This is a genomic window from Mesorhizobium sp. M1A.F.Ca.IN.022.06.1.1 (assembly GCF_003952605.1).
Taxonomy (GTDB): Bacteria; Pseudomonadota; Alphaproteobacteria; order Rhizobiales; family Rhizobiaceae; genus Mesorhizobium.
Genome location: NZ_CP034455.1, coordinates 1,217,334 through 1,242,342 on the forward strand (window position 1 = coordinate 1,217,334; position 25,009 = coordinate 1,242,342).

The 25,009-nt window shown below is 64.2% G+C and carries 22 protein-coding genes, 1 tRNA gene and 1 pseudogene; 14 read left to right on the plus strand and 10 right to left on the minus strand.

What is annotated here, in order from left to right:
* Positions 1 to 624 carry an FMN-binding negative transcriptional regulator gene (locus tag EJ078_RS06110; protein WP_127216794.1) on the plus strand — a complete coding sequence of 208 codons (624 nt, stop codon included), beginning with the start codon at positions 1 to 3 and terminating at the stop codon, positions 622 to 624.
* Between the two features lie 34 nt (positions 625 to 658).
* Entirely contained in the window at positions 659 to 1,309 is a 651-nt protein-coding gene (locus EJ078_RS06115; RefSeq protein WP_208721096.1) for a LysE family translocator, read from the plus strand.
* A 21-nt stretch (positions 1,310 to 1,330) separates the two neighbouring features.
* Here EJ078_RS06115 and EJ078_RS06120 read toward each other — a convergent pair whose 3' ends face one another.
* Complete coding sequence (locus tag EJ078_RS06120; RefSeq protein WP_095800180.1) at positions 1,331 to 2,854, minus strand: helicase HerA-like C-terminal domain-containing protein; 1,524 nt, start codon at positions 2,852 to 2,854, stop codon at positions 1,331 to 1,333.
* 268 nt (positions 2,855 to 3,122) lie between these two features.
* Between EJ078_RS06120 and EJ078_RS06125 the strand changes: the two genes are divergently transcribed.
* The 4 genes from EJ078_RS06125 (at position 3,123) to EJ078_RS06140 (ending at position 7,503) form a co-directional block, all read left to right on the plus strand.
* Positions 3,123 to 4,565 carry a methylmalonyl-CoA mutase family protein gene (locus EJ078_RS06125; protein ID WP_127216792.1) on the plus strand — a complete coding sequence of 481 codons (1,443 nt, stop codon included), beginning with the start codon at positions 3,123 to 3,125 and terminating at the stop codon, positions 4,563 to 4,565.
* Complete coding sequence (scpA, locus tag EJ078_RS06130; RefSeq protein ID WP_127403715.1) at positions 4,562 to 6,685, plus strand: methylmalonyl-CoA mutase; 2,124 nt, start codon at positions 4,562 to 4,564, stop codon at positions 6,683 to 6,685. Before EJ078_RS06125 ends, scpA begins: the two co-directional genes overlap by 4 nt.
* Before the next feature lie 204 nt (positions 6,686 to 6,889).
* Positions 6,890 to 7,120, plus strand: coding sequence for an AbrB/MazE/SpoVT family DNA-binding domain-containing protein (locus tag EJ078_RS06135; protein ID WP_067320863.1), 231 nt, complete (start codon positions 6,890 to 6,892; stop codon positions 7,118 to 7,120).
* On the plus strand, positions 7,117 to 7,503 hold the full coding sequence (locus EJ078_RS06140) for a type II toxin-antitoxin system death-on-curing family toxin (RefSeq protein ID WP_127214773.1): 387 nt from the start codon (positions 7,117 to 7,119) through the stop codon (positions 7,501 to 7,503). The genes EJ078_RS06135 and EJ078_RS06140 overlap by 4 nt, the downstream gene beginning before the upstream one ends.
* Here the strand turns inward: EJ078_RS06140 and greA are convergent.
* A complete protein-coding gene (greA, locus tag EJ078_RS06145; RefSeq protein ID WP_066997710.1) occupies positions 7,500 to 7,982 on the minus strand; it encodes a transcription elongation factor GreA in 483 nt (160 codons plus the stop codon). The genes EJ078_RS06140 and greA overlap by 4 nt on opposite strands.
* A gap of 106 nt (positions 7,983 to 8,088) precedes the next feature.
* Between greA and EJ078_RS06150 the strand changes: the two genes are divergently transcribed.
* Entirely contained in the window at positions 8,089 to 9,465 is a 1,377-nt protein-coding gene (locus EJ078_RS06150; RefSeq protein ID WP_127403716.1) for a TIGR03808 family TAT-translocated repetitive protein, read from the plus strand.
* Here EJ078_RS06150 and EJ078_RS06155 read toward each other — a convergent pair.
* Both EJ078_RS06155 and EJ078_RS06160 read right to left on the minus strand, forming a co-directional pair.
* Entirely contained in the window at positions 9,462 to 10,466 is a 1,005-nt protein-coding gene (locus EJ078_RS06155) for an asparaginase (RefSeq protein WP_127214776.1), read from the minus strand. The genes EJ078_RS06150 and EJ078_RS06155 overlap by 4 nt on opposite strands.
* 49 nt (positions 10,467 to 10,515) lie before the next feature.
* Positions 10,516 to 11,682, minus strand: a complete 1,167-nt coding sequence (locus tag EJ078_RS06160; protein WP_095781573.1) for an acetyl-CoA acetyltransferase — start codon at positions 11,680 to 11,682, stop codon at positions 10,516 to 10,518.
* A gap of 188 nt (positions 11,683 to 11,870) precedes the next feature.
* Here EJ078_RS06160 and betI point away from each other — a divergent pair, with 188 nt between their 5' ends.
* From betI to betB, 5 genes are read left to right on the plus strand one after another with little or no spacing between them, the layout of a single operon-like run.
* Entirely contained in the window at positions 11,871 to 12,461 is a 591-nt protein-coding gene (gene betI / locus EJ078_RS06165; protein WP_127214778.1) for a transcriptional regulator BetI, read from the plus strand.
* The gene (gene betC, locus EJ078_RS06170) at positions 12,458 to 13,987 is read left to right on the plus strand and encodes a choline-sulfatase (protein ID WP_127214780.1); all 1,530 of its coding nucleotides are present in this window, start codon (positions 12,458 to 12,460) and stop codon (positions 13,985 to 13,987) included. Before betI ends, betC begins: the two co-directional genes overlap by 4 nt.
* Positions 13,984 to 14,988 carry a threonine/serine dehydratase gene (locus EJ078_RS06175; RefSeq protein ID WP_164750398.1) on the plus strand — a complete coding sequence of 335 codons (1,005 nt, stop codon included), beginning with the start codon at positions 13,984 to 13,986 and terminating at the stop codon, positions 14,986 to 14,988. Before betC ends, EJ078_RS06175 begins: the two co-directional genes overlap by 4 nt.
* Positions 14,981 to 16,633 carry a choline dehydrogenase gene (gene betA / locus EJ078_RS06180; protein WP_095830375.1) on the plus strand — a complete coding sequence of 551 codons (1,653 nt, stop codon included), beginning with the start codon at positions 14,981 to 14,983 and terminating at the stop codon, positions 16,631 to 16,633. Before EJ078_RS06175 ends, betA begins: the two co-directional genes overlap by 8 nt.
* Before the next feature lie 54 nt (positions 16,634 to 16,687).
* Positions 16,688 to 18,151: a betaine-aldehyde dehydrogenase gene (betB, locus tag EJ078_RS06185; protein ID WP_127404009.1), complete on the plus strand. Its 1,464-nt coding sequence runs from the start codon at positions 16,688 to 16,690 to the stop codon at positions 18,149 to 18,151.
* Positions 18,152 to 18,240: 89 nt separating this feature from the next.
* Here the strand turns inward: betB and EJ078_RS06190 are convergent, their stop codons facing one another.
* Both EJ078_RS06190 and EJ078_RS06195 read right to left on the minus strand, forming a co-directional pair.
* Complete coding sequence (locus EJ078_RS06190; RefSeq protein WP_127404010.1) at positions 18,241 to 20,472, minus strand: AGE family epimerase/isomerase; 2,232 nt, start codon at positions 20,470 to 20,472, stop codon at positions 18,241 to 18,243.
* Positions 20,473 to 20,482: 10 nt separating this feature from the next.
* Positions 20,483 to 22,004: pseudogene (locus EJ078_RS06195) on the minus strand (phosphomannomutase/phosphoglucomutase).
* A gap of 200 nt (positions 22,005 to 22,204) precedes the next feature.
* Between EJ078_RS06195 and EJ078_RS06200 the strand changes: the two are divergent.
* Positions 22,205 to 22,281: transfer RNA gene (locus EJ078_RS06200), tRNA-Pro, on the plus strand.
* Between the two features lie 99 nt (positions 22,282 to 22,380).
* On the opposite strand, the gene EJ078_RS06205 is transcribed toward EJ078_RS06200, so the two are convergent.
* Together EJ078_RS06205 and EJ078_RS06210 are read right to left on the minus strand one after the other, a co-directional pair.
* A complete protein-coding gene (locus tag EJ078_RS06205) occupies positions 22,381 to 22,566 on the minus strand; it encodes a hypothetical protein (RefSeq protein WP_127335513.1) in 186 nt (61 codons plus the stop codon).
* The gene (locus EJ078_RS06210) at positions 22,535 to 22,882 is read right to left on the minus strand and encodes a hypothetical protein (RefSeq protein WP_127214790.1); all 348 of its coding nucleotides are present in this window, start codon (positions 22,880 to 22,882) and stop codon (positions 22,535 to 22,537) included. The genes EJ078_RS06205 and EJ078_RS06210 overlap by 32 nt, the downstream gene beginning before the upstream one ends.
* Positions 22,883 to 22,972: 90 nt before the next feature.
* Between EJ078_RS06210 and EJ078_RS06215 the strand changes: the two genes are divergently transcribed.
* Positions 22,973 to 23,197, plus strand: a complete 225-nt coding sequence (locus tag EJ078_RS06215; protein ID WP_127214792.1) for a hypothetical protein — start codon at positions 22,973 to 22,975, stop codon at positions 23,195 to 23,197.
* 515 nt (positions 23,198 to 23,712) lie between these two features.
* Here EJ078_RS06215 and EJ078_RS06220 read toward each other — a convergent pair.
* Positions 23,713 to 24,306 (minus strand): SOS response-associated peptidase, encoded by a 594-nt coding sequence (locus EJ078_RS06220; RefSeq protein WP_208721097.1) that lies wholly within the window; start codon positions 24,304 to 24,306, stop codon positions 23,713 to 23,715.
* 89 nt (positions 24,307 to 24,395) lie between these two features.
* Entirely contained in the window at positions 24,396 to 24,635 is a 240-nt protein-coding gene (locus EJ078_RS06225; RefSeq protein ID WP_208721098.1) for a hypothetical protein, read from the minus strand.
* Positions 24,636 to 25,009: the final 374 nt, after the last annotated feature.

The window sequence follows — 25,009 nt, forward strand, 5'->3', positions numbered from 1 at the left end:
ATGTACATTCCGCCCGCCTTCCGCGATGACAACAGGGAGAGCCTCATGGCGACGATCCGCGCAGCACGGCTGGCGACGCTGGTCACCGCCACGGCGGAAGGACCGCAGGCGACGCCATTGCCGCTCTTGCTCAACGAGAGCGAGGGCGAGCATGGAACGATCTACGGCCATGTCGCGAAGGCAAATCCGCAGTGGCGCGCACCGGTGCTGGGCGATGGCCTGGCGATCTTCATGGGCCCCGACGCCTACGTGACGCCGGCCTGGTACCAGACCAAGCAGGAGACCGGAAAGGTAGTGCCGACTTGGAACTACCTGGCCGTTCATGCCTATGGGCCGATCGACTTCTTCGAGGACGCCGACAGGCTGCTCGAGATCGTCACGCGCCTGACCAATCTCCACGAAGGCGGACGCCCCTCGCCTTGGTCCGTATCGGATGCGCCGCCGGATTTCATCCAGGCGCAACTCAAAGGCATTGTCGGCTTGCGCATGCCGATCACGCGGCTCCAAGGCAAGCGCAAGATGAGCCAGAACCGCAACGCGGCCGATCGCGCCGGTGTCGCCACTGGTCTAGCAGCGAGCGACCGGCCTTCGGATCGCGACGTCGCCCAACTGATCCCGTCTTGACATCCGACCCAGTCCAATTGCCAGCGAGCCGCTCATGCCGGACCTGACACAATTCGCCTTGTACTTCGCCGCGGCGCTGCTGCTCGCCATCACGCCCGGACCGGGCATCTTCTATGTCGCCGCGCGCACCCTGGCCGGAGGCCGCGCTGAAGGCATCGCCTCCAGTTTCGGGACAGGCCTGGGCGGCATGGTTCATGTGCTTGCCGGAAGCCTGGGCGTTTCCGCCCTCGTGCTCGCGAGCGCCGAACTCTTTACGGCGCTGAAGCTGATCGGCGCCGTCTACCTCGTCTGGCTCGGCTTGCGCACCTTCCAGTCCGCCCGCCGCGAGGCAAAGACAATGCTGGAAGGTGGCGCGCCGACGCCTGCGGTCGGCGCTGGCCGAGCGTTTCGCGAAGGGGTGCTGGTCGAGGCGTTGAACCCGAAGACGGCCGCCTTCTTCCTGGCCTTCATTCCGCAATTCCTGGATCTCGGCGCCGGCCACGTCGCCTTGCAGTTCATGGTGCTCGGCTTCGTGTCGGTGACGCTCAACACGCTGGCCGATGTCGTGGTAGCATTCGCGGCCGGCCGCATCAGGGATGGCGCGGCAGGCCGGTCCGGCATGATACCTCGGCTCCGGGAGGCGTCCGGCGGCGCGATGATCGCGCTGGGCATCGGCCTTGCCGTAGCCAAGCGCCCTGCCCTCTGATTGCCGCGCCTCAGTTGGGCTCTACCGCCCGCGCGCCAGGCTGCCTAGTATCCCGCGCACTATCGCGCGGCCGACGGAAGAGCCCACCGAACGCACCACCGACTTGATCGCGGCTTCGGCCACTGTCTGACGGTTGGAGGACCGGCGGCCCGACCCTCCCAACACATCGTCGAAGCCCGGAATTGTCCAGCGCGAGCCGCCGGTGCCCGCCTGCTGCGCCTGCGCTTCGGCTTCCTGCGCCTCCCTGGTCTTCTTCTGCAGTATCTCGAAGGCCGAGTCGCGATCGACCGCTTGATCGTACTGCCCGGCGACCGGGCTCTCGGCAAGGACCTTGCGGCGCTCGTCGGGTGTGATCGGCCCGAGCCGCGACGACGGCGGGCGAATCAATGTGCGCTGTACCATGGCCGGCACGCCCTTATCCTCCAGCATCGAGACCAGCGCCTCGCCGGTGGCGAGCTGGGTAATCGCGGTGGCGCAGTCGAAATCCGGGTTGGGCCGGAAGGTGTCGGCCGCCGTCCGCACCGCCTGCTGCTCGCGCGGCGTATAGGCGCGCAACGCGTGCTGCACGCGGTTGCCGAGCTGGGCCAAAACCTTTTCCGGAATGTCGAGCGGGTTCTGGGTGACGAAATAGACGCCGACACCCTTGGAGCGGATCAGCCGCACCACCTGCTCGACGCGATCAACCAGTACCTTCGGCGCGTCCTCGAACAAAAGATGCGCCTCGTCGAAGAAGAAGACCAGCTTCGGCCGCTCGAGATCGCCGACCTCGGGCAGTTCCTCAAACAGCTCCGACATCAGCCAGAGCAGGAAAGTGGCGTAGAGCCTGGGATTCATCATCAGCTTGTCGGCGGCCAGAACACTGATCGCGCCGCGGCCGTCGCGAGTGGTGCGCATCAAATCGGCGATGCGCAGCGCCGGCTCGCCGAAGAAGTTCGCGGCGCCCTGCTGCTCAAGCACCAGAAGCGTGCGCTGGATGGCGCCGACGGAAGGCTTGGTGACATTGCCGTAGCGTGCGCTGAGCTCGTCGGCTCGCTCGGCGATGTTGGCGAGCAGCGCCTGCAGGTCTTTGAGATCAAGCAGCAGCAGGCCCTCTTCGTCAGCGATGCGGAAGGCGATGTTCATGACACCTTCCTGCGCTTCGGTGAGGTTCATCAGCCGCGACAAAAGCAGCGGCCCCATTTCCGAGATGGTGGCACGGATTGGGTGACCCTGCTCGCCGAACAGATCCCAGAAGATGACCGGGTATTCCTGAAACTGATAGGGATCGAGCTTCACCTGCTCTGCACGCTTGACCAGGAAATCCTTGGCCTCGCCCATCATGGCGATGCCGGAAAGGTCGCCCTTGATGTCGGCGCAGAAGACCGGGACGCCGGCATTTGAAAAGCCCTCGGCCAAGACCTGCAGGCTGACCGTCTTGCCGGTGCCTGTGGCGCCGGTAATCAGGCCGTGGCGGTTGCCGTAGCGCAGCAGGAGTTCCTCGGCGCGCTGGTAGGAATCATCAGGCTTGCGGCTGGCGCCGATGAAGATGCTGGTGTGGTCAGCCATATGTCCGGTCTCCGCAATCTCTTCCGCCAAAAACGCCCGGTCTCATGGAGGATAATAACGCGATCGGCGGGCGACAATGCCCACCATCAAATTTGGCGCTATTCGAATTTGACCCTGGCAGCGAAACCACCTTACTTAGCTTGCGGATTTTGCGCATGTTTGGCAATCGGTTAGCGGCTGCCGGAACAACCGCGACGGATGTCGCATTGTGATATGCGGCGGGGGACCATAGACTGGTGGCTGATGCGGCCGATAGACGAGGAGTGCGATGGGCGCCGGCGCCTTGACTAGGGATGTCGACCTTCCAGACCCGGACGCCAAGCGCTGGCTGGCGCTGGCGGAAAAAGCGCTTGCCGGCGGCTCTTTCGAACAGAAGCTTGTTTCGCACACCGATGACGGCATCCGCATCGAGCCGCTCAGCGAGCGTTCGACGACAGCCGAGCCGCTGGTGCGCACCAATCCGAAGTCGCCATGGATCGTCAGCCAGCGCATCGACGATCCCGATATCGCCCGCGCCAGCGCCCAGGCGCTGCAGGACATCGCTGAGGGCGCGACCGGCCTGTCGCTGGTTTTCGAGGGTGCGCCGAATGCCTTCGGCTTTGGCCTGCCGCGAACCGCGGAGGCGCTGGAAACGGTGCTCGACGGCGTGCCGCTCAACCGGGTCCAGGTGCGCATCGATGCGCATCCGTGGAGCCGCGCCGTGGCGGATTGGCTGCTCGCCTTTCTGACCCGGCGCCGCTCCGATCCGGCGAAGCTCAACCTTTCCTTCGGCATCGACCCGGCGGCGATCTTCGCCGGTACCGGACGGCTGCGCACCTCGATCGAGGCGCTGCAGGAGTCAATGCCGCAATCGCTGGCGCATTTCTTCTCGATGGGCGTGCCCGGCGTGCTGCTCGAAGCGGACGGCCGCGTCTTCCACAATGCCGGCGCCACCGAGGCCCAGGAGCTCGGCACGATGATGGCTTCCGCCGTGTCCTATCTCAGGATGTTCGAGAAGGCGCGCCAGCCGCTGGTCTATGCCGCGCCTTATATCGGCTTTGCCCTCAGCGTCGACCAGGACCAGTTCCTGTCGATGGCGAAGGTGAGGGCGTTGCGCAAGCTTTGGGCGTGGATCCAGGAAGCCTGCTCGATCCCGGCCTCGACGGCAAACGTGCACGCCGAGACCTCCTATCGCATGATGGCGATGGCGGATCCGGAAACCAACATCCTGCGCACCGCGGTTGCCGCTTTTGCCGCGGCGACCGGCGGCGCTGATTCCGTCTCGATCCTGCCGCATACCATCGCGCATGGACTGCCGGCCGGTTTTGCGCGCCGCGTCGCCCGCAACGCGCAGCTGATCCTGGCGCATGAGAGCCATCTCCATCACGTGGCCGATCCGGCCAGCGGCTCCGGAGCGGTCGAGGCGCTGACCGACGGTCTTTGCGCGGCGGCCTGGGAAGAATTCCAGCGCATCGAGGCCGAGGGCGGCGTGCTCAACAGCCTGCAGCAGGGCTATATCCAGAACCGTGTGCAGACGGCCGCCGCGAAGCGCAATGTCGCCTATCGGGCCGGTGAACGCGGCATCATCGGCACTACCTTGTTCCGCACCGGCAGCGAGCGCCGCGTCGAGACATTGAAAGCCGAACGCCGGCCCGCGCTGACAGAGGGCGTGGCGACCTGTGAGCCGCTGTTTCCAGTTCGCATCGATCAGTCGATCGGAGCCGGCTCATGATCCCGGATTTCAGCCAGATCGGCTGGTCGGCGCCGCGCCGCGGGCCGGTCGAGCTCAAGGGCCAGCGGATGACGCCGGAAGGCATCGCCGTGAAACACCTCTACACGCAGGGCGACCTCAAGGGCCTGGCCAATCTCGACAGCTACCCGGGCCTGCCGCCCTTCGTGCGCGGCCCCTACCCGACCATGTATGTCCAGCAGCCCTGGACGATCCGGCAATATGCCGGCTTCTCGACGGCGGAGGAATCCAACGCTTTCTACCGGCGCAACCTCGCGGCCGGCCAGAAGGGCCTGTCGGTCGCCTTCGACCTCGCGACCCATCGCGGCTATGACAGCGACCATCCGCGCGTCGCCGGCGATGTCGGCATGGCGGGCGTGGCGATCGATTCCATCCTCGACATGCGCCAGCTGTTCGACGGCATTCCGCTCAACGAGATGACGGTGTCGATGACCATGAACGGCGCCGTGCTGCCGATCATGGCGCTCTATATCGTGGCGGCGGAGGAACAGGGTGTCGCGCAGAAGGACCTCGCCGGGACCATTCAGAACGACATTCTGAAGGAGTTCATGGTCCGCAACACCTACATCTATCCGCCGAAGCCTTCGATGCGGATCGTGTCGGACATCTTCGCCTATACCTCGCGGCACATGCCGAAATTCAATTCGATCTCGATCTCCGGCTATCATATGCAGGAGGCGGGCGCGACGGCCGACCTCGAACTCGCCTACACGATCGCCGACGGCATCGAATATGCGCGCGCCGGCGTCGCCGCGGGTCTCGACATCGACCGGTTCGCGCCGCGCCTTTCCTTCTTCTGGGCGATCGGCATGAACTTCTTCATGGAGGTCGCCAAGCTCAGGGCCGCGCGGCTGCTCTGGTCGAGCCTGATGAAGAAGAATTTTGCGCCGAAGGACGAGCGCTCGCTGTCGCTGCGCACCCATTGCCAGACATCGGGCTGGTCGCTGACGGCGCAGGATCCCTACAACAACATCACCCGCACGATGATCGAGGCGATGGCGGCAACGCAGGGACATACCCAGTCGCTGCACACCAATTCCTTCGACGAGGCGATGGCGCTGCCGACCGACCATTCGGCCCGCATTGCCCGCAACACGCAGCTCATCCTGCAAAAGGAATCCGGCACCACGCGCATGATCGACCCGTGGGGCGGCTCGGCCTATGTCGAGCGGCTGACACATGATCTGGCGGCCCGCGCGCTCGCTCATATCGAGGAGGTCGAAAACCTCGGCGGCATGGCGGCGGCGATCGAGAAAGGCATTCCGAAGCTGCGCATCGAGGAAGCGGCGGCGCGCACCCAGGCACGCATCGATTCCGGCGAGCAGGTGCTGGTCGGCGTCAATGCGCATCGCCCGCAAGCCGACATCGAGGTCGATGTGCTGAAGATCGATAATGCCGAGGTCAAGGCCCGGCAATTGGCGAAGCTGCAGCGGCTCAAAGGCACGCGCGACGTCGCGGCCCTGGAGGATGCGCTAACCGCCCTCACCCGGGCGGCTGAAAGCGGCGAGAACCTGCTCGAATTCGCGATCCGCGCGGCGCGGGCCAATGCGACCGTCGGCGAGATCTCGCTGGCGCTGGAGAAGGTGTTCGGGCGCCATGCAGCCACCGTGCAGACCATCTCCGGCGTCTATCGCGACGCGCTCGGCGACAATCCGGCGGTCGATCGGCTCAAGGACAAGCTCGAAGCCTTCGAGAAGAAGTCCGGTGCAAAGCCGCGCATCCTGGTCGCCAAGATGGGCCAGGACGGCCATGATCGCGGCCAGAAGGTGATCGCCAGCGCCTTTGCCGATCTCGGCTTCGAGGTCACCGTCGGACCGATGTTCCAGACGCCGGAGGAGATCGCAAAGCTGGCGGTGCAGCATGATGTCGACATCATCGGCGCGTCCTCGCTCGCGGCCGGACATCTGACGCTGATCCCCGAGCTCAAGGAGGCGCTGAGGAAGCTCGGCCATGGCGACATGCTGATCGTCGCCGGCGGCGTCATCCCGCCACAGGACTACGATGCGGTGCTGAAGGCGGGAGCGGCCGAAATCTTCCCGCCCGGGACCGTCATCCCGCAAGCGGCGGACAGGCTGATGGACAGGCTGCTGTCGGTCGAGTGAATACCCTGTGTCGGGACTGGTCAAACGCAACTCGTTGCTTAAGGCTTATCCGCACAGCTAATGCGCCAATCGAGAGAGGAAGAGGATCCCGTCCTCAACCCGCTTCTTGATGGCGACCATGTCGGTAGTTCCCAATCGGTTGTTATAATTTCCGTTGCAACAACAGGCCCTCCAGTTATAATTGCCGTTGCAGGACGACCTACCATGAACATCACCATTCGAAAGATTGGCAACTCCGAAGGTCTGATTTTGCCGAAAGAGCTTCTCGACCGGCTAAACCTGAAGGCGGGCGACAACGTCATTGTCGTTCAGGAGGGCCAGGAGCTGCGCTTGCGCCGTCTTGAAGACTCTGCCGAAGAATTCGAGCGTAAGATGAAGATCGCGCGCGAACGGATGAAGAAATACGAGGTTGCCTACCGCGCGCTCGCTAAATGACCGAGCATCATTCGCGAGAATTCGTGGAGGCGATGCACGCTGAGCAGTTGCGCCTCCACGGCGGAGCCTCCGGTATACGCGACCAGGGCATGCTGGAATCTGCCCTCGCCCGCCCCCAACAGAAGGAAGCGTATGGCGAGCCCGATCTTTGTGAACTCGCGGCGGCCTATCTCTTCGGCAGTGCGAAGAACCACCCCTTCGTTGACGGGAACAAGCGCACGGCTTTTGCCGCGGCCGATTTGTTTCTCTATTTCAACGGGTTAAGCGTAGAAGCCGAACAGCAGGATGTTATCCAGTTGGTGATGATGGTCGCCGCAGGCGAAATCGATGAGACCGGAGCCGCGGCGTTTTTCCGCGACCATACAGTCAAGCTCAAGGCCTAGTTCTCGGCCTTGTCCGACAGCTTGACGATCTCCCACTCCTTGCCGTTGACGGCAACGACCTCGCCGACCTTCTTGCCGAACAGGGCCATCGCCATCGGCGAGACATGGGAGATGCTGCCTTTCGACGGGTTGGCCTCGTCCTCGCCGACGATGCGCCAGTGGACCTTCTTGCCGTCGCCGTTTTCCAACGTGACGCCCATGCCGAAGCGGACCACATTGCTGCCGGACTCCGGCACCGAAAGCTCCGCGCTCTCGCGCCGCGCGGTCCAGTAGCGCAGGTCGCGGGACACTATTGCGAGGCGCTCGCGATCGCCGCGTCTTTCGGCCTTGGCCATCTGATCTCGCAATTCGGAGAGATTCTCTTCGATCATCGCGAGTCCCCGCTCCGTTACCAGATTGCGGTGCGGACTGATCGGCCGTTCGCCGACCCCGGCAATGGCGTTTTCACTGTCTTCCTCGCGGGTGAAAGCTCTACTCATAACATGAACTTAAGCTTGGTGAGGCAACTGCACAAGCGGTTTGCCTGCGAGCCTGCCCTGGCACGATTCCTGCGACGGAGCGGTCGAAACGCCAGGACCTGTGCCGATGTTGAACAGACGAACGCTGCTTGCCCACACCACCGGCCTCGCCGCTGCCGGCCTCCTTGCCGGCAAGGCATCGGCGAAGATGCTGCCCGGCATCGAGAAGGCCACGATGCGCGGCTCGATCAACGCCATCGAAATCGGCGCGCAGCCGGGCGCGCTGGACGACCAGAGCAAGGCCTTCGCCAAGATGCTCGGCGACGCCAGCGACCGCGATGCGCCGGTGTTTCTTCCGCCCGGCACCTATCTTGTCTCCAACCTGAAGCTGCCTGCCCGCGTGCGCCTTTCGGGCGTCCCGGGGGCGACCCGCATCGTCTATGGCGGCAACGGCCACCTGATGATGGCGGAACAGGCCGAGCATATCGAACTCAGCGGGCTGGTGCTGGACGGCAGCAACCGCTGGCTGGCCGACTATACGCAAGGGCTGCTCGATCTGCGCCGCGTCGCGCATCTCGCCATCGACAATTGCCAGGTCACAGGCAGCGGCAAGAACGGGCTGGCGCTGGAACATGTTTCAGGCCGCATCGGGCGCTGCGATGTTTCGGGCGCGGCAGACGCCGGCATCTATTCGGTCGAGGCCGGCGGGCTGGAGATCTCGGGCAATACCGTCTCGGATTGCGCCAATGGCGGCATTCTCGTGCATCGCTGGCAGCAGGCGGAAGACGGCACCATCGTCAGCGGCAACCGCGTGCAGCGCATCGGCGCGAGGAGCGGCGGCACCGGCCAGAACGGCAACGGTATCAACGCCTTCCGCGCCGGCAATGTCATTATCTCCGCCAACGTCGTGTCGGACTGCGCCTTCTCGGCGATCCGCGCCAACAGCTCCAGCAATCTGCAGATCACCGGCAACACCTGCTCGCGCTCGGGCGAGACGGGGATTTATTCGGAATTCTCCTTCGAGGGCGCGATCCTCAGCAACAATCTGGTCGACGGTGCCGCCAACGGCATCTCGATCGCAAACTTCAACGAAGGCGGCCGCATGGCCGTGTGCTCGAACAATATCGTGCGCAACCTCTCGACGGTCGGCCCCTACACCGCCGACCCGCCGGGCTTCGGCGTCGGCATCAGCGCCGAGGCCGAAACCTCCGTCTGCGGCAATGTCGTGGAGAACGCGCCCCTCTACGGCATGCAGCTCGGCTGGGGTCCTTATCTGCGCAATGTGGTTGCAACGGGCAACATCATCCGCAAGTCCGGCACGGGCATCGTCGTCAGCGTCGTCGAGGGTTCCGGCAGCGCGGTCATTTCGGACAATATCATCGACGCCGCGCAGAACGGCGCCATCATCGGCCAGCGCTGGGCCAATCCGGTGACGGGCGATCTGGCAAGATCAACCTTTACCGGCTACGCGCATCTGACCGTCGAGCGGAACAAGGTCAGTTAGGCCAGCGCCGCCGTCGGCCGCAGCAAGCCCACCTTGGCGCCGATACGGCTTTCGACCGGCGGATGGGCGAGTTCGGCAAGCTTTGCCGCGAGCGCTTCGTCGCTGCGCAGCAGCTTGGCCAGCACGGCGGCGATTATCACCTCGGAGGCGCGGCTGGCGCCGTCATCGCATTTCAAGGCGATGCCGAGACTGAGCTCGGGCAAGGCCGCGCAATAGACGCCCTCGGCGCCGGTCTTGACGAAGATGCGGCCGGGCGCGGCCCGCATCAGCGCGAGGTCCGCCTTACCGGTGCCGGCCACCAGGAACGGTTCGGCCATGCAGGCCGAGAGCAGGCGCTTCGCCGCCTTGGCGCGTTCGGGCGCAAAGCCCCTGCCCGTCGCCATACGCGCAAAGCCCAGCGCAAAGCTCTTCAGCGGCACGGCATAGGTCGGGATCGAGCAGCCGTCGGTGCCGCAATGGTCGACATCATGCGCGGCGCCGGTCACCGATTGCATCGCGTCGCGCACCATCTCCTGCAGCGCATGGCCGGCCTTGACGTAGCCGCCATGGGCAATGCCGGAATGCACGCAGGTACAGAGGAAACCGGCATGCTTGCCGGAGCAATTGTTGTGGAGCGGGTTGGGCGCGCTGCCGGCGCGGGCCAGCGCGATCGTCGCAACGTGGCTCGACGGCCAGTGCGCGCCGCATTCGAGCGCCGTCTTATCGAGACCGGCCTTGGCGAGCATTGCTTGCGCCAGTTCGACATGCGCCGGCTCGCCTGAATGCGAGGCGCAGGCCAGCGCCAATTCGCGATCGCCGAAGCCGTAGGCGTCGGCAGCACCGGATTCGAGCAGCGGCAGCGCCTGGATCGCCTTCACCGCCGAGCGTGGAAACACCGGTCGCGCCGTATCGCCGATCTCCCAGACAGGCTTGCCGTCGGCGTCGAAGACAGAAACCGCGCCGCGATGAGCGCTTTCGACCACCGCGCCCCGCGTGACTTCGACCAGAACCGGATTTGCCATGCTGCCTCCCGCACGCGCGCGCCGGGCGCCGCTTCAATGCGGGCCGCTTCTACCTGATCCGATCGAGGATGGAAACGTAGTTGGCCACCGCAGCACCGCCCATGTTGAAGATGCCGCCGAGTTTTGCCCCAGGCACCTGAATGCCGCCGGCCTCGCCGGTCAGCTGCATGGCGGTGAGCACATGCATGGAGACGCCGGTGGCTCCGATCGGATGGCCCTTGGCCTTCAGCCCGCCGGACGGGTTGACCGGCAGCCGGCCGTCCTTGGCCGTGACGCCCTCCAGGGCGAGCTTCGCGCCCTCGCCGGGCTCCGCCAGGCCCATCGCCTCGTATTCGATAAGCTCGGCGATGGTGAAGCAGTCATGCGTCTCGACGAAGGAGAGGTCGTCGAGCGTGACGCCGGCCTTCTTCAGCGCCTGGCCCCAAGCCCGCTCGCAGCCCTCGAAGGAAAGGATGTCGCGCTTCGACATCGGCAGGAAATCCTGGACGTGCTCATTGGCGCGGAAGGTCACGGCGCGGCGCATCTTCAGCGCCGTCGCGGTGTCGGTGAGCACGAGCGCGGCGGCGCCATCCGAGACCAGCGAGCAGTCGGTGCGCTTCAGCGGACCGGCGACGAAGGGGTTCTTCTCACTTTCCTGACGGCAGAACTCGTAGCCGAAATCCTTGCGCATTTGGGCATAGGGATTGTCGACGCCGTTTTTGTGGTTCTTGGCGGCAATCATGGCGAGCGCATCCGACTGGTCGCCATAGCGCTGAAAATAGGCCTGCGCGATCTTGCCGAAGACGCCGGCAAAGCCGGCCGGCGTTTCGCCATCCTCGGGCAGGTAGGAGGCTTTCAGCAGGTTCTTGCCGATCTCGGGCCCAGGTGTGGTGGTCATCTGCTCGGCGCCGACCACCAACACGACGCGGGCGGCGTTGGAATCGATGGCGCGGACGCCTTGTCTCACGGCAGCCGAACCGGTGGCGCAGGCATTCTCCACGCGCGTCGCCGGCTTGAAGCGCAGCCGGTCGTCGGCCTGCAGCACCAGGCTCGCGGTGAAATCCTGCGGTGAGAAGCCGGCGTTGAAATGGCCGAGCACGATCTCGTCGACATCGTCAGGGCCGATGCCGGCATGATCGAGCGCGTCCACGGCGACCTTGGTGATCAAGCCCTCCAGCGTCTCGCCTTCGAGCTTGCCGAAACGCGAATGCGCCCAGCCGACGATGCATGCGGTCATGACAGCCTCCATCTGCCGCGCAGCCTAGCACGTCCGGTCGCGGCATGACATTCAATATTGTTCAATAGTGAACCGTTTTCCAGCCGAAGGGATGGGGCCAGAGCGATACGATCGATTGATCCGATGCCGATTTTTTATTGATTGATGCGTCAATAAAAAATAATCTCGCTTCGAACCGGACCCCTCGCATGCCGAAAATCGGAATGGAACCGCTGCGCCGCAAGGCGCTGATCGACGCGACGATCTCGGCAATCGGCGAGCGCGGTTCGCTGGACGTCACCATGTCGGAGATCGCCGGGCGCGCCGGCGTGTCGTCGGCGCTCGCCCATCACTATTTCGGCGCCAAGGACGAGCTGCTCTTCGCCACGATGCGGCACATCCTTGCCGAGCTCAACATCGATACAAGACGAGCGCTTCGCGTCGCCGCGACACCGCGCCAGCGCGTCTCGGCCGTCGTTGCGGTCAGTTTCTCCGACGAGCAGTTCCAGCCGGAGATCATCGCGGCCTGGCTCGCCTTCTATGTCGAGGCGCAGAAATCGACCGAGTTGCGGCGGCTGCTTCGTATCTATGCGCGGCGGCTCAATTCCAACCTGATGAGCGGGCTGACCGGCATTCTGCCGAGGGCCGAAGCGGAGCGCGCTGCGGAAGCGACGGCGGCGCTGATCGACGGACTCTACATTCGGCGCGCGCTGAAGGACGGCGTGCCCGATGCGCAGACAGCGATCGCGCTCGTCGAAGATTATCTCGAAACCAAGCTCAGCGGACGGAGCCTGCCTTGACCACCGAACGACCCAATTTCCTGATCGTCATGGTCGATCAGCTCAACGGCACGCTCTTCCCCGACGGCCCGGCGGATTTCCTGCACGTGCCGCATCTCAAGGCGCTCGCCGCCCGCTCGGCGCGTTTCGCCAACAACTACACCGCCTCGCCGCTTTGCGCGCCCGGCCGGGCCTCGTTCATGAGCGGCCAGCTGCCGTCGCGCACCGGGGTCTATGACAACGCCGCCGAATTCTCCTCCTCGATCCCGACCTTCGCGCATCATCTGCGCTCCGCCGGCTATTACACCTGCCTGTCCGGCAAGATGCATTTCGTCGGACCGGACCAGTTGCACGGCTTCGAGGAGCGGCTGACCACCGATATCTATCCGGCCGATTTCGGCTGGACGCCGGATTACCGCAAGCCCGGCGAGCGCATCGACTGGTGGTATCACAATCTCGGCTCGGTCACCGGCGCCGGCGTTGCCGAGACCACCAACCAGATGGAGTATGACGACGAGGTGGTGTTTCTGGCCGAGCAAAAGCTGTACCAGCTTTCGCGCGAGCAGGACGATGCGGGACATCGGCCCTGGTGCCTTACCGTTTCGCTATCGCACCCGCACGATCCCTATGTCGCGCGCAGGCAGTACTGGGATCTTTACGAGAACTGCCAGACGCTCGATCCCGAAACGCCGTTCATCCCGCATGACGAACAGGACACGCATTCGCAGCGCCTTTACCGGGCAAGCGACTATCAGTCCTTCGAGATCACGTCCGAGCAGGTGCGCCGTTCCCGGCGCGGCTATTTCGCCAACATTTCCTATGTCGACGATAAGCTCGGCGAGCTTCTGGACGTCCTCAAGCGCACTCGCATGCTTGACGACACCATCATCCTGTTCTGCTCGGATCACGGCGACATGCTGGGCGAGCGCGGCCTGTGGTTCAAAATGAGCTTCTTCGAGGGCTCGGCGCGCGTGCCGCTGATGATCGCCGGCAACGGCGTGCCAGCCGGCCTCATCGAGGCGCCCGTCTCCAATCTCGACGTGACGCCGACGCTCTGTGACCTCGCCGGCATTGATATCGCTGCAATCGCGCCGTGGACCGACGGTCAGTCGCTGCTGCCGCTGCTCGGCGGCAAGCCGCGCACCGCACCCGTTGTCATGGAATATGCCGCCGAAGGCTCCTATGCGCCGCTGGCCGCGATCCGCGACGGCAAATACAAATTCGTCCATTGCGAGCTCGACGCGCCGCAGCTGTTCGACCTGGAGGCCGACCCGCTCGAACGGAACAACCTCGCTGAGGATCCGGCGAACGCTGCCCTGGTGGCGGCGTTCATGGAAAAGGTCCGGGCGCGCTGGGACATGGCCGCGTTCGATGCCGCGGTGCGCGAAAGCCAGGCACGCCGCTGGGTCGTCTACCCGGCGCTGCGCAACGGCGCCTATTACCCCTGGGATTTCCAGCCGCTGCAGAAAGCCTCGGAGCGCTACATGCGCAATCACATGAATCTCGACAACCTCGAAGAGAGCAAACGATATCCGCGAGGCGAATGATGGCAGACGTTCTGGTTCCCACCCTCGACCGCCTGAAGCAGGCCTATGCGGTGACCTCGACGGCGACGCAAGTCACGCCGCTGTTGGAGTCGCCCGCACTTGCGAGGGAAGCCGGCGCCGCGCGGGTGTTCGTCAAGCCGGAATCGCTGCAATGGGCGGGGTCCTTCAAGGTGCGCGGCGCCTATTGGCGCCTTAAGCGGCTGTCACCGGACGAAGCGAGGAAGGGCGTGGTCGCCTATTCCTCCGGCAATTTCGCGCAAGGGCTTGCGGCTGCCGGCCAGGCGCTCGGCATTCCCGTCACCATCGTCATGCCGATCGACGCGCCTGCCGCCAAGCGCGACGCGACCGCCGGCTATGGCGCGCGCGTGGTGCTGACCGATCATGGCGAGCGTGCCCGCGAGGAAGTCGCCGCCGCCAAGGCGCGCGAGATCGCCGAGACCGAGCAGCTCACCTTGCTGCATCCCTTCGACGATCCCGAGATCGTCGCCGGCCAGGCAGGGGCCGGGCTGGAAGCGCTCGACCAGTTGGCGGCGAAGAAGGCCCACGCCGACCTGGTGTTCTGCTCGGCCGGCGGCGGCGGCCTGATCGGCGGCGTGTCGCTCGCCTTCCATTATCTGTCGCCGAAAACCGAGATCATCGCCGTCGAGCCGGAAGGCTTCAACGGCATGGGCTCGTCGCTGGCGCATGGCGCCATCGAGACGATGCCGATCGGACCGAGATCGATCTGCGACGGGCTGATGGCGCGCAAGCCAGGCGAGGCGCCCTTCGCGGCGGTGAGTGCTGCCGGGGTTCGCGGCGTCACCGTTGAAGATGCCGCGGTGAGGGGTGCAATGAAGATCGCGTTCGAGCGGCTGAAGCTGGTGCTGGAGCCTTCGGGCGCGGCCTCGCTTGCCGCGCTGCTCGGCGGCAAGGTGGATGTGGCGGGCAAAACCGTTCTTGTGGTGGCTACCGGCGGCAATGTCTCGCTCGCCGACTTTGTGGCGCATATGAACAATGCTTGAAGCGGATTTCGTCATCATCGGATCCGGCTCCGCCGGCTCGGCCATGGCCTACCGGCTGTCGGAAGACGGCAAGCATTCGGTGATCGTCATCGAGTTCGGCGGCACCGATATGGGGCCGCTGATCCAGATGCCGTCGGCGCTGTCGATCCCGCTCAATATGAGCCTTTACGACTGGGGCTTCGCCAGCGAGCCGGAGCCGCATCTCGGCGGCCGCGTGCTCGCCACCCCGCGCGGCAAGGTGATCGGCGGTTCGTCCTCCATCAACGGCATGGTCTATGTTCGCGGCCATGCGCGCGACTTCGACCATTGGGCCGAACAGGGTGCTGCCGGATGGGGCTTCGCCGACGTGCTTCCCTATTTCAAGCGCATGGAGGATTCCGACGGCGGCGAGGACGGCTGGCGCGGTCAGGGCGGCCCGCTGCATGTGCAGCGCGGCACGCGCAAGAACCCGCTTTACGGCGCCTTCCTCGAGGCGGGCAGGCAGGCCGGCTTCGAGCTCACCGACGACTATAACGGATCGAAGCAGGAAGGCTTCGGGCCGATGGAGCAGACCATCTGGCGCGGCCGCCGCTGGTCCGCGGCCAATGCCTATCTGAAGCCGGCGCTCAAACGAAAAAATGTTAGCCTGCTCAAAGGTTTCGCGCGGCGCGTGGTGATCGAGAATCAACGTGCAGTCGGCGTCGAGATCGAAGCTCACAAACAGATTCAGGTCGTTAAGGCGCGACGTGAGGTGATTGTGGCGGCGTCGTCGATCAATTCGCCGAAGATCCTTATGCTGTCCGGCATCGGTCCGGGCGCACATCTGCAGGAAAACGGCATAGAGGTCATTGCCGACCGGCAGGGTGTCGGCCGCAATCTGCAGGACCATCTGGAGCTTTATATCCAGCAGGAAGCGACCAGACCGATCACGCTGAATTCGGTGCTCAACCCGTTCTCCAAGGCAATGATCGGCGCGCAGTGGCTGTTCTTCAAGACCGGCCTCGGCGCCACCAACCATTTCGAGGCGGCGGCCTTCGTGCGTTCGCAGGCCGGTGTCGACTACCCCGATATCCAGTATCACTTCATCCCAGCGGCGGTGCGCTATGACGGCAAGGCGGCGGCGAAGTCGCATGGCTTCCAGGCGCATGTCGGGCCGATGCGGTCGAAGTCGCGCGGCTCGGTGAGCCTGCGCTCGCCCGATCCGAAAGCGAAACCGGTGATCCGCTTCAACTACATGTCGCATCCCGACGACTGGAGCGAGTTCCGCCACTGCATCCGGCTGACGCGCGAGATTTTTGGCCAGAAGGCCTTCGACGGCTTCCGCGGCAAGGAGATTTCGCCGGGCGCCCATGTGCGGACCGACGACGAGCTCGACGCCTTCATCCGCGATCACGCCGAGAGCGCCTATCACCCTTGCGGCACCTGCAGGATGGGCCGCGCCGACGACCTGACCAGCGTCGTCGATCCGGAATGCCGGGTGATCGGCGTCGAGGGGCTGCGCGTTGCCGATTCCTCGATCTTCCCGCGGGTGACCAACGGCAACCTGAACGCGCCGTCGATCATGACCGGCGAGAAGGCGTCCGACCACATCCTTGGCCGCACGCCGCTCGCGCCATCCAACCAGGAACCCTGGATCAATCCGCGCTGGCAGGTGGCAGACAGATAGCGCATGATCCGGCGGGCGCCCTCCCCGCCCCGGCGATTACGAACGGAGAAGACCATGCGCGCCCAGCCAACGGCATCGCACTACGTCAACGGCCGCTACATCGAGGACGAAGGCGGCGCGCCACTGCCGGTGATCTATCCGGCGACGGGCGAGACCATCGCCACGCTGCATTCGGCGACGCCGAACGTGCTGGAGTTGGCGATCGAGGCCGCGCGCGCGGCGCAGCCGGCCTGGGCACGGATGAAGCCGGTCGAGCGCGGCCGCGTCCTGCGCCGCGCCGCTGACATCCTGCGCGCCCGCAATGCCGACCTGGCGCGCATCGAGACCCTGGACACCGGCAAGGCGATCCAGGAGACGCTGGTGGCGGACGCGCCTTCGGCCGCCGATTGCCTCGAATATTTCGCCGGCGCAGTGGCGGCCTTCAACGGCGAGATGATCGATCTCGGCGGACCGTTTGCTTACACAAGGCGCGATCCGCTTGGTGTGTGCGTCGGCATCGGCGCCTGGAACTATCCGATCCAGATCGCCGGCTGGAAGTCGGCGCCGGCTTTAGCCATGGGCAACGCCATGGTGTTCAAGCCGTCGGAGAACACGCCGCTCTCGGCACTGGCGCTGGCCGAAATCTACAGCGAGGCGGGCCTGCCCGACGGGCTGTTCAACGTCGTGCAGGGCTATGGCGATGTCGGCGCCGGACTCGTCGGCCATGATGTCGTGGCCAAGGTCTCGGTGACCGGCTCGGTGCCGACCGGCCGCAAGGTGCTGTCGCTTGCCGGTTCGAAAATGAAGCACGCCACGATGGAGCTCGGCGGCAAGTCGCCGCTGATCGTCTTCGACGATGCCGATCTCGAAAACGCCATCGGCGGCGCCATGCTCGGCAATTTCTATTCGACCGGCCAGATCTGCTCCAACGGCACGCGCGTCTTCGTGCAGAAGGGCCTGCATGACCGCTTCGTCGAGCGGCTGATCGAGCGCACCAAAAAAATCCGCATCGGCGATCCACTCGATCCGGAAACGCAAATGGGGCCGCTGGTCAACAAGGCGCAGCAGGAAAAGGTTGTTTCCTACATCGCCGCCGGCAGAGAGGAGGGTGCGACGCTTGCCTGCGGCGGCAACGTGCCGTCGCTGCAGGGCTTCGAAGGTGGCTTCTTCATCGAACCGACCGTGTTCACCGGCGTGACCGATGGCATGCGCATCGCGTGCGAGGAAATCTTCGGACCGGTGATGAGCGTGCTGAAATTCGATAGCGAGGACGAGGTGATCGAACGCGCCAACAATACCGAATTCGGCCTCGCTGCGGGCGTCTTCACCCGCGACCTGCCCCGCGCCCATCGGGTGATCGCCGAGTTGCAGGCAGGCACCTGCTGGATCAACGCCTACAATCTGACGCCGGTGGAAATGCCCTTCGGCGGCGTCAAGCAGTCCGGCATCGGCCGCGAGAACTCGCTGGCGGCGCTGGCGCATTATTCGCAGCTGAAGGCGGTCTATGTCGAGACGGGGGATGTGGCGAGCCCGTATTGACTTGGCGATTGGCCAAAAGCCCGCAGTGACAGCAATCTCCTCTGCAAGGGTAGAGATTGGCAGCTTCTGCGTTGCCGCCAGTTGCCCCCTCACCCCTTCTCGGCCGTCCCCTCCAGATACTGCGTCAGCGCGCAAACCAGATGGTAGAAGATGCTGGCTGGCACGTCGCTCGCCAATGACCGGCCGCGCTCATCGATTCGGTCAATCCAGAGGCCGAGCGGCGCCGGGTCGATGTGCCAGCGGAACAGGTGGCCGACGCGCGCCTCGATCTCCGGCTTGAGGTCCGGCCCACCCGAGCCGTCGAGCGCGATCGCAGCCTTGATCGCCTCGGCCTGCGGCCAGCTGCGCGAGACCGTGTCGAGCGGAAGGCCCTGGCGCGAGACGGCGCCATAGGCAAGGCCGGTGGCGCGGTTGAGGCCGTTCGCGACAGCCGAGGCATAGAGCTTGCGGGCGAAGCCGGTGAGTTCGGCCTGGCCGCTGCGGGCGGCGAAATCGACGAGCAGCGAGGCCCATTCGAAATGGTGGCCGGGTTCGGTCCATGTTCCTTTCTCGCCCGCCACGGGCTTCCAGCCGTCGTCGAAATACTCGCCCAGCGTCCAGCTTTCGGCATCGAAGAAATGACTGCGGAAGAGATCTATGACGCGCGCCGCGCGGCGCAGGTAGGCACGCTCGCCAGTGGCTCTGTGCCAAGCGAGAAAGGCTTCGAGCAGATGCATGTGCGGGTTGGAGCGACGCTCGCCCTCGCCGTCGGAGGTTTCGAGAAAACCTGTCATGCGGCTGTCCTCGAGATGAGCATCGAGGAAAGCAAAGGTTTCCTCGGCGAGCCGCAACGCATCGGGATGACCCGACATATGCGCGTGCGCAAGCGCCAACAGCACGCAGGAATGGTCGTAGGCATCCTCGACCGGATCGGCGACCGAGCCGTCGATATTGAGCGTGCGCACCCAGCCGCCTTTGTCGGTGCGGCCCCGGCCTGCCATGAAGTCAAGGCCATGAGCGATCAGCCGATCCGCCGGGCCGTCCCAGCCGCGCTCCTTGGCGACGGCGAAGGCATAGATCTGGCGCGCCTGCGTGCGCATGCGTTTCGGCTTCATCAACGGCGCGGTGTCGAAGCCCAGCGCCTCATGGAAGCCGCCATGGCGCTCATCGACACCTGACCTCGACCACAGCGGCAGCGTCTCCTCGAACAGCCAGTGCCGAACGCGGCGCCGCCAGGCGCCGCTCTCGATGACGCGGTCATGCGCCGGCGTGAACCTCGTCTCCAGCCGGCCGGATTTCTCCAGCTGCTCGACGATCTTCTTGACGTGCTGGCTGTGGCTGACCGGCGCCACGAAGGTGGCGTCTGCCGTCGAGACGATGGCCACGTCCTTCATGCCGATGGCCGACAGCAGCCGGCCGTCGCCGCGGATGTAGGAGTTCTCGCAATCGATGGCGACGACATCGCCGAGAATGACGTTACCGTGGCTGTCGGACGGGCCGACATCGAGCAGCGACTGCCACGAACCGAGATCGTTCCAGCGGAATCCGGCCGCCACCATGGCGATGTCCTTGGCCCGCTCCATGATAGCGTAGTCGATCGAGGTCGACGGGATCGCCGAGTAAAGTTCCAGCGGCATGTAGAGCCCGGAAAGATCGTTGGTCGCCGCGTGATAAGCGGCTTCCGTCGCCTGCCAGATCCTGGGCTCGAAGGCGGCGAAGGCATCTCGCATGGCGCCGGCGCGAAACAGGAAAATGCCGGTATTCCAATAGAAGCTGCCGGCGTCGAGATAAGCCCGCGCGGTGGCGAGGTCGGGCTTCTCGACGAAGCGCGAGACGTCGAACACGCCGTCGCGATCGGCCGCGACCTCGATATAGCCATAGCCGATTTCGGGCTGCGTCGGCTTAATCCCGAACACCACCAAGCGACCGGTTCTTGCCGCCGCAGCACCCGCTTCAACGCTCCGCCAGAACTGCCGCGCGGTGGAGATTTCGTGGTCGGAGGGCACCACGAGAACAAGCTCATCGCCAAATTCGGAGAGGGTGCGCAGGCTGGCAAGCGCCACGGCAGCGGCGGTGTTGCGCCCCGTGGGCTCGAACAATGGGCCGCCGCCGGCGAGATCAATGCCGGCAAGATCGGCATGGACGCGGTCGGCATGGCGCTCCGATGCGATGAGAAAGATCGGCGTCTGCCCTTCAGGCCGCGCGGCCAGCCGGCGCAAGGTCTTGGCCAGCATCGAACCGTCGCCGGAAAGGTCGTGGAATTGCTTGGGATTGTCCTCGCGCGACAGGGGCCATAACCGCGAGCCGCCGCTCATGACGAAACTGACGATGCGCTGGCTCATGGCTGCCCTGTCAGAAGGTCTGGTTGTAGGCGCCGACTTCGGGACTGCGGCGCAGCACCGGCGTCGACGGCTTCGAACATCTGCCGGCGCCGCTCGGACGATACCGGGCTCTCCACCACCACGACAAGCTCGGGCTTGTTCGAGGAGGCGCGCACAAGGCCCCAGGTGCCGTCCTCCGCAACGACGCGCACACCGTTGACGGTGATGAGCGTTACGATCTTCTGGCCGGCAAAGTCAGCACCTTCGCGGTGCATCGTCTGAAAATCCGCCACGACGCGGTCGACCACGCCGTACTTCACCTCGTCGGGGCATTGCGATGACATGGTCGGCGTACCGTAGGTCAGCGGCAACGCGCGGCAGAGATCGGCCATCGAGCTCCGCGGATTGCGGTCGAGCATCTGGCAGACGACGATCGCGGTGATCAGCCCGTCGTCATAGCCGCGGCCGATAGGCGGGTTGAAGAAGAAATGCCCGGATTTCTCGAAGCCGGCGACGGCACCCAGCCCGGCAACGCGGCGCTTGATATAGGAATGGCCGGTCTTCCAATAGTCAGTTGTGGCGCCGTTCGCCCTGAGCACATGATCGGTGGCAAAAAGCCCCGTCGACTTGACGTCGACGACGAAGGCCGAGCCCGGATGGAACGATGAAATATCGCGCGCGAGCATAAGCCCGACCTTGTCGGCGAAGATCTCGTTCCCCTCGTTGTCGACGACGCCGCAGCGGTCGCCGTCGCCATCGAAGCCCAGTCCGACATCTGCGCCCGTCTCCAGCACCTTCTCGCTGATGGCACGCAGCATCTGCATGTCCTCGGGATTGGGATTGTAGCGCGGGAACGCATGGTCGAGCTCGACGTCGAGCGGGATCACCTCGCAGCCGACACGCGCCAGCGCTTCCGGCGCGAAGGCGCCAGCCGTGCCGTTGCCGCAGGCGCAAACGACCTTGAGCTTTCTCGAGATGTGTTTGCCCTTGGTAAGATCATCGACATAGAGCTCCCGGAAACCGGAGATGAACTCGTAGGCACCGTCGCCGCGGAGGTCGAAGTCGGCTTCGAGCACGATCTTCTTCAACGCGCCCATCTCTTCCCGACCGAAGGTGAGCGGCCGCGCCGCCCCCATCTTGACGCCGGTCCAGCCATTCTCGTTATGCGAGGCGGTGACCATGGCGACCGAGGGTGTATCGAGCGCGAACTGCGCGAAATAGGCCATGGGGGACAAAGCCAGGCCGATATCCTTCACCCGGGCGCCCGCCGCCATCAGGCCGGAGACCAGCGCCAGCTTGATCGACAGCGAATAGGAGCGGAAATCATGGCCGGTGACGATATCCGGCCCAACGCCCAGGCGCCGGATCAGCGTGCCCAGACCCATACCGAGCGCCTGGACGCCGATCAAATTGAGCTCCGGCGCCTTGGTCGAGCCGGGATGGCCGACCCACCAGCGCGCGTCGTACTCGCGAAAGCCCGACGCCTTGATCAGCGCCGAGGTCTCGAATTCGAAGCTGTTGGGCCGGGCTTCGCCAACAATCGTGAAGGTCAATGGTCGAAACTCCAGAGAGCCGGAATGCCGATTTATAGAGGGCGCGGCTTATCACGAAAGCCTTTAAGCCGGGCTTTATCCGACGGCTAAATCGCATGCCATCCGGGCAAGATTGGTGAAAGCCGAGAAATGCGACACAAGTGCAGCCATTGACGCTTGCAGGATCGGAAAGTGGCGGCTATAAGCCCGCCGTCTGGTCACGGAGTGTAGCGCAGTCTGGTAGCGCACATCGTTCGGGACGATGGGGTCGCAGGTTCAAATCCTGCCACTCCGACCAGAAAAAACAATCAGTTAGCTTCCTCTCGATTTTACCTCCCACCTGATATCCCACCTGAAACTCAGGGTCAGGCCGATGACGGTCGTCGCCCTGCTGGCTTCAGAGGTCAAAGCGTATCGCCCTGCGGCGCTCGGCCGCGAACGTTCCGACCAGCGACTGCAGCTCGCCATCCGGCTCCTCGCTCCCGATCGCGCGCAGCGCGGCTACGCCGGCCTTGATCGACACCGGCCCGGGGTCGGCCGCGAGCAGAGCCTCAAGCGCGCGTTCGAATTGGTCGTTCGTCAATTCGGACCTTCCTCCTTCCAAACCGGCACCGGTTGATCTTAATCGCCACCAGGCGCCGGATGCGCAAGCCGACGCCTTCGCGGCCGGTCGGGACGAAGGCCTCGACATCGAGCATACCGTGGTCGACGCCGTTCTCGCATTTCATGCGGTAGGCGAGCGAGTCGACGTCGACATCGCCGAAGATCTGGATCAGATCCGACGGATGGTAGTTGTGCTGCCGCTTGCAACAGCGGCACCGCACGCGCACCAGGCGCATGGTGTCGTTCAGGCTCGACAGCGGAAAGTCCCGTCGCTTTGGGCCGTAGGTCTCTGGCATGGGAACAAATGAGGAACATTTTCCTTGATCGTCAAGACCGCCTGTGGAATCTTTTAGGTATGTCTCCCAAGTCACACAGAGCAGAATGCCATGCCGACTCGCTATTCGATCGAGACCTGTCCCGACGACGCGAAGGTGCTGCACATGAAACTCAACGAGGCCGCAGAAAATGGGGGCCGTGTGGTCAATGTCATTTGGCAGCCGGAACGTGAAATCACCAACCGTGAATTCCCCGACGACCTGAAGGTCTGGGTCGAATCCGGTTACATCATCATCCTCGAGTATTTCGAACAGGATCCGGCGAATGAGCGATGAGCCGACACGCCCCGGCGAGGCTGTCCAGACACACGAGCGAGGTCCTCTCGGTCATGTCTGCGAGCACCAGGGCTGCGAGAAAGATGCCGGCTGGGGGTTTGCTGCGCCCGAGACAGCCGTCGCACTGGTTTTGTTTCGAGCACCGCGGCGAAGGGGAAGGCTACCTGTAGAGCGGCAAGGATTACAGGTCAGACGCGCCGGGCACCTTTTTTCGCCAATCTGAAACCTAATCAGCGGTCTCGCGTTGCCTCGTCACCTTTCGATATCATGGGAGCGACAATGCAAGGTTTGAAGCGGTCGTGTTGGAAGGAAGACTACGACCTAGACGAGTTTGCGGGCAGGCACGGTCTGACAATCAGACAGGCCGAAATTGTGATCCAGAGCAACGGCCCATCTAAGCACAAATGCGATCTCGCTGCCGCGGCATTCAAGGTCGCGCTCGAACAGTGCAGGCACTTGCGTGAGAAGAGGCGCGAGGCTCCCGGGCATGTCCGCGAACCCTCGGGCGATCTGAACTAATAGCTCTCCGGCCTCACCGTCTCGACCGCGAGCGACCCGGCTGGAAGCGGCAGCAGCAGCTCACGTTCGGGCCTTGTCAGGTTGAGCCAGGCGGACCAGTTCTCCGGCTGAAGAATCACGACCTGACGATTGTGATACAGTGCGACGTCCGGCCCAGGATCTGTCGTCAGCATCGTGAAGCTGGGCGGCTTGTTGCCGGCCGCCTCCCGCCAAAGCCCCGCAATTGCCATGAACGGCCCGCCGTTCAGGGTGAAGCGGTGTTTCGCTTTCGGATATTTCGTTCCCGTGAATTCGAAGAATGCGGAAGCGGGAACCAGGCAGCGCTTGCTGTTGCCAAACTGTCGGCCCTCGGAGCGGAAATTGAAAACCGGCCCGCCTTTGGGACCGGTCGGCGGAAAGCCGAATGTCATCGAGGCCAGCTCGATTGCATCGCCGGCAACGCGCATTATCGGAGCCGGGTCGTTGACGCGGATGTCGTCAGCCTGCGGCAGATCGAGCTCGGTCTGATGGATTGGGATCTTTAGAGCCAGCGACTCCATCAGTCGGCAGTACTCTGCCCAAGCGACATGCTGCTCGTAGTCGTTGCACATACCGGTCTCGCTACAGTCCTGCGCGGTTTCTGATCTCCGAACGAGGGAACCTCCGAGCGGAACGGTTCTTTCAGTGGTACCCAGAGAGGTCAACAAATGTGCGGCGGCATCTTCGCCGCTTTCCTATCCTCCGCTCTTGCCAACAGCCTGGACAGATGCACTTCGTGAAGGTCCTGCATGCGTTCGAAAAGATCGAGCAGTTCGAGCGCCTTGTCAGCAGGCAATTCGAGGCGTTCTAACACGGCTACGCGCTCGCGCTGCTGGGCGATGTGTCGTCTGCCTAGACTAACGTGTCCCCGCACCATCTCAATGTCGTCAGCAAGCGTCATCAGTCGTAACGGCGTAATGATCGACCCGTTCCGCTTCTGAGCGAGACCGATCTGGACGCCTCACGAGATCCAATCCCTTCCTAACTTCCCAACTCGCCGGGCGAGGCTCCCAACAACAACCTCAAGCCCGACGAGCTTACCGGGATCAACCGGCAATGGCTTGGTATGCGAGCCCGGTCCCGGCGAAATTTGGTGTCCCGAAATGGGACCCGTGGTGTTTAAGGGCGATTGCCGGGCCGCCTCTGGAACGACATCGGTACCCTGACGTTATGCGCGATGCTTCTCCACGATCATATCAGCATGTTGCAGCGGCTCGTTCGACACGGCGAGTGGCACATTGCGCGTCAGCGCGAGCGGATTGCCCGATTGAGGAG

Bases quoted from the DNA above. Each gene is read 5' to 3' on its own strand.
- betB (WP_127404009.1), top strand. From the start codon at position 16,688: ATGCGCGCCCAGCCAACGGCATCGCACTACGTCAACGGCCGCTACATC.
- EJ078_RS06140 (WP_127214773.1), top strand. From the start codon at position 7,117: ATGACCGAGCATCATTCGCGAGAATTCGTGGAGGCGATGCACGCTGAG.
- scpA (WP_127403715.1), top strand. From the start codon at position 4,562: ATGATCCCGGATTTCAGCCAGATCGGCTGGTCGGCGCCGCGCCGCGGG.
- EJ078_RS06125 (WP_127216792.1), top strand. From the start codon at position 3,123: ATGGGCGCCGGCGCCTTGACTAGGGATGTCGACCTTCCAGACCCGGAC.
- betI (WP_127214778.1), top strand. From the start codon at position 11,871: ATGCCGAAAATCGGAATGGAACCGCTGCGCCGCAAGGCGCTGATCGAC.
- EJ078_RS06220 (WP_208721097.1), bottom strand. From the start codon at position 24,306: ATGTGCAACGACTACGAGCAGCATGTCGCTTGGGCAGAGTACTGCCGA.
- EJ078_RS06225 (WP_208721098.1), bottom strand. From the start codon at position 24,635: ATGACGCTTGCTGACGACATTGAGATGGTGCGGGGACACGTTAGTCTA.
- EJ078_RS06150 (WP_127403716.1), top strand. From the start codon at position 8,089: ATGTTGAACAGACGAACGCTGCTTGCCCACACCACCGGCCTCGCCGCT.
- EJ078_RS06210 (WP_127214790.1), bottom strand. From the start codon at position 22,882: ATGCCAGAGACCTACGGCCCAAAGCGACGGGACTTTCCGCTGTCGAGC.
- EJ078_RS06155 (WP_127214776.1), bottom strand. From the start codon at position 10,466: ATGGCAAATCCGGTTCTGGTCGAAGTCACGCGGGGCGCGGTGGTCGAA.
- EJ078_RS06120 (WP_095800180.1), bottom strand. From the start codon at position 2,854: ATGGCTGACCACACCAGCATCTTCATCGGCGCCAGCCGCAAGCCTGAT.
- EJ078_RS06135 (WP_067320863.1), top strand. From the start codon at position 6,890: ATGAACATCACCATTCGAAAGATTGGCAACTCCGAAGGTCTGATTTTG.
- EJ078_RS06190 (WP_127404010.1), bottom strand. From the start codon at position 20,472: ATGAGCCAGCGCATCGTCAGTTTCGTCATGAGCGGCGGCTCGCGGTTA.
- EJ078_RS06175 (WP_164750398.1), top strand. From the start codon at position 13,984: ATGATGGCAGACGTTCTGGTTCCCACCCTCGACCGCCTGAAGCAGGCC.
- EJ078_RS06115 (WP_208721096.1), top strand. From the start codon at position 659: ATGCCGGACCTGACACAATTCGCCTTGTACTTCGCCGCGGCGCTGCTG.
- betA (WP_095830375.1), top strand. From the start codon at position 14,981: ATGCTTGAAGCGGATTTCGTCATCATCGGATCCGGCTCCGCCGGCTCG.
- EJ078_RS06110 (WP_127216794.1), top strand. From the start codon at position 1: ATGTACATTCCGCCCGCCTTCCGCGATGACAACAGGGAGAGCCTCATG.
- EJ078_RS06160 (WP_095781573.1), bottom strand. From the start codon at position 11,682: ATGACCGCATGCATCGTCGGCTGGGCGCATTCGCGTTTCGGCAAGCTC.
- EJ078_RS06215 (WP_127214792.1), top strand. From the start codon at position 22,973: ATGCCGACTCGCTATTCGATCGAGACCTGTCCCGACGACGCGAAGGTG.
- greA (WP_066997710.1), bottom strand. From the start codon at position 7,982: ATGAGTAGAGCTTTCACCCGCGAGGAAGACAGTGAAAACGCCATTGCC.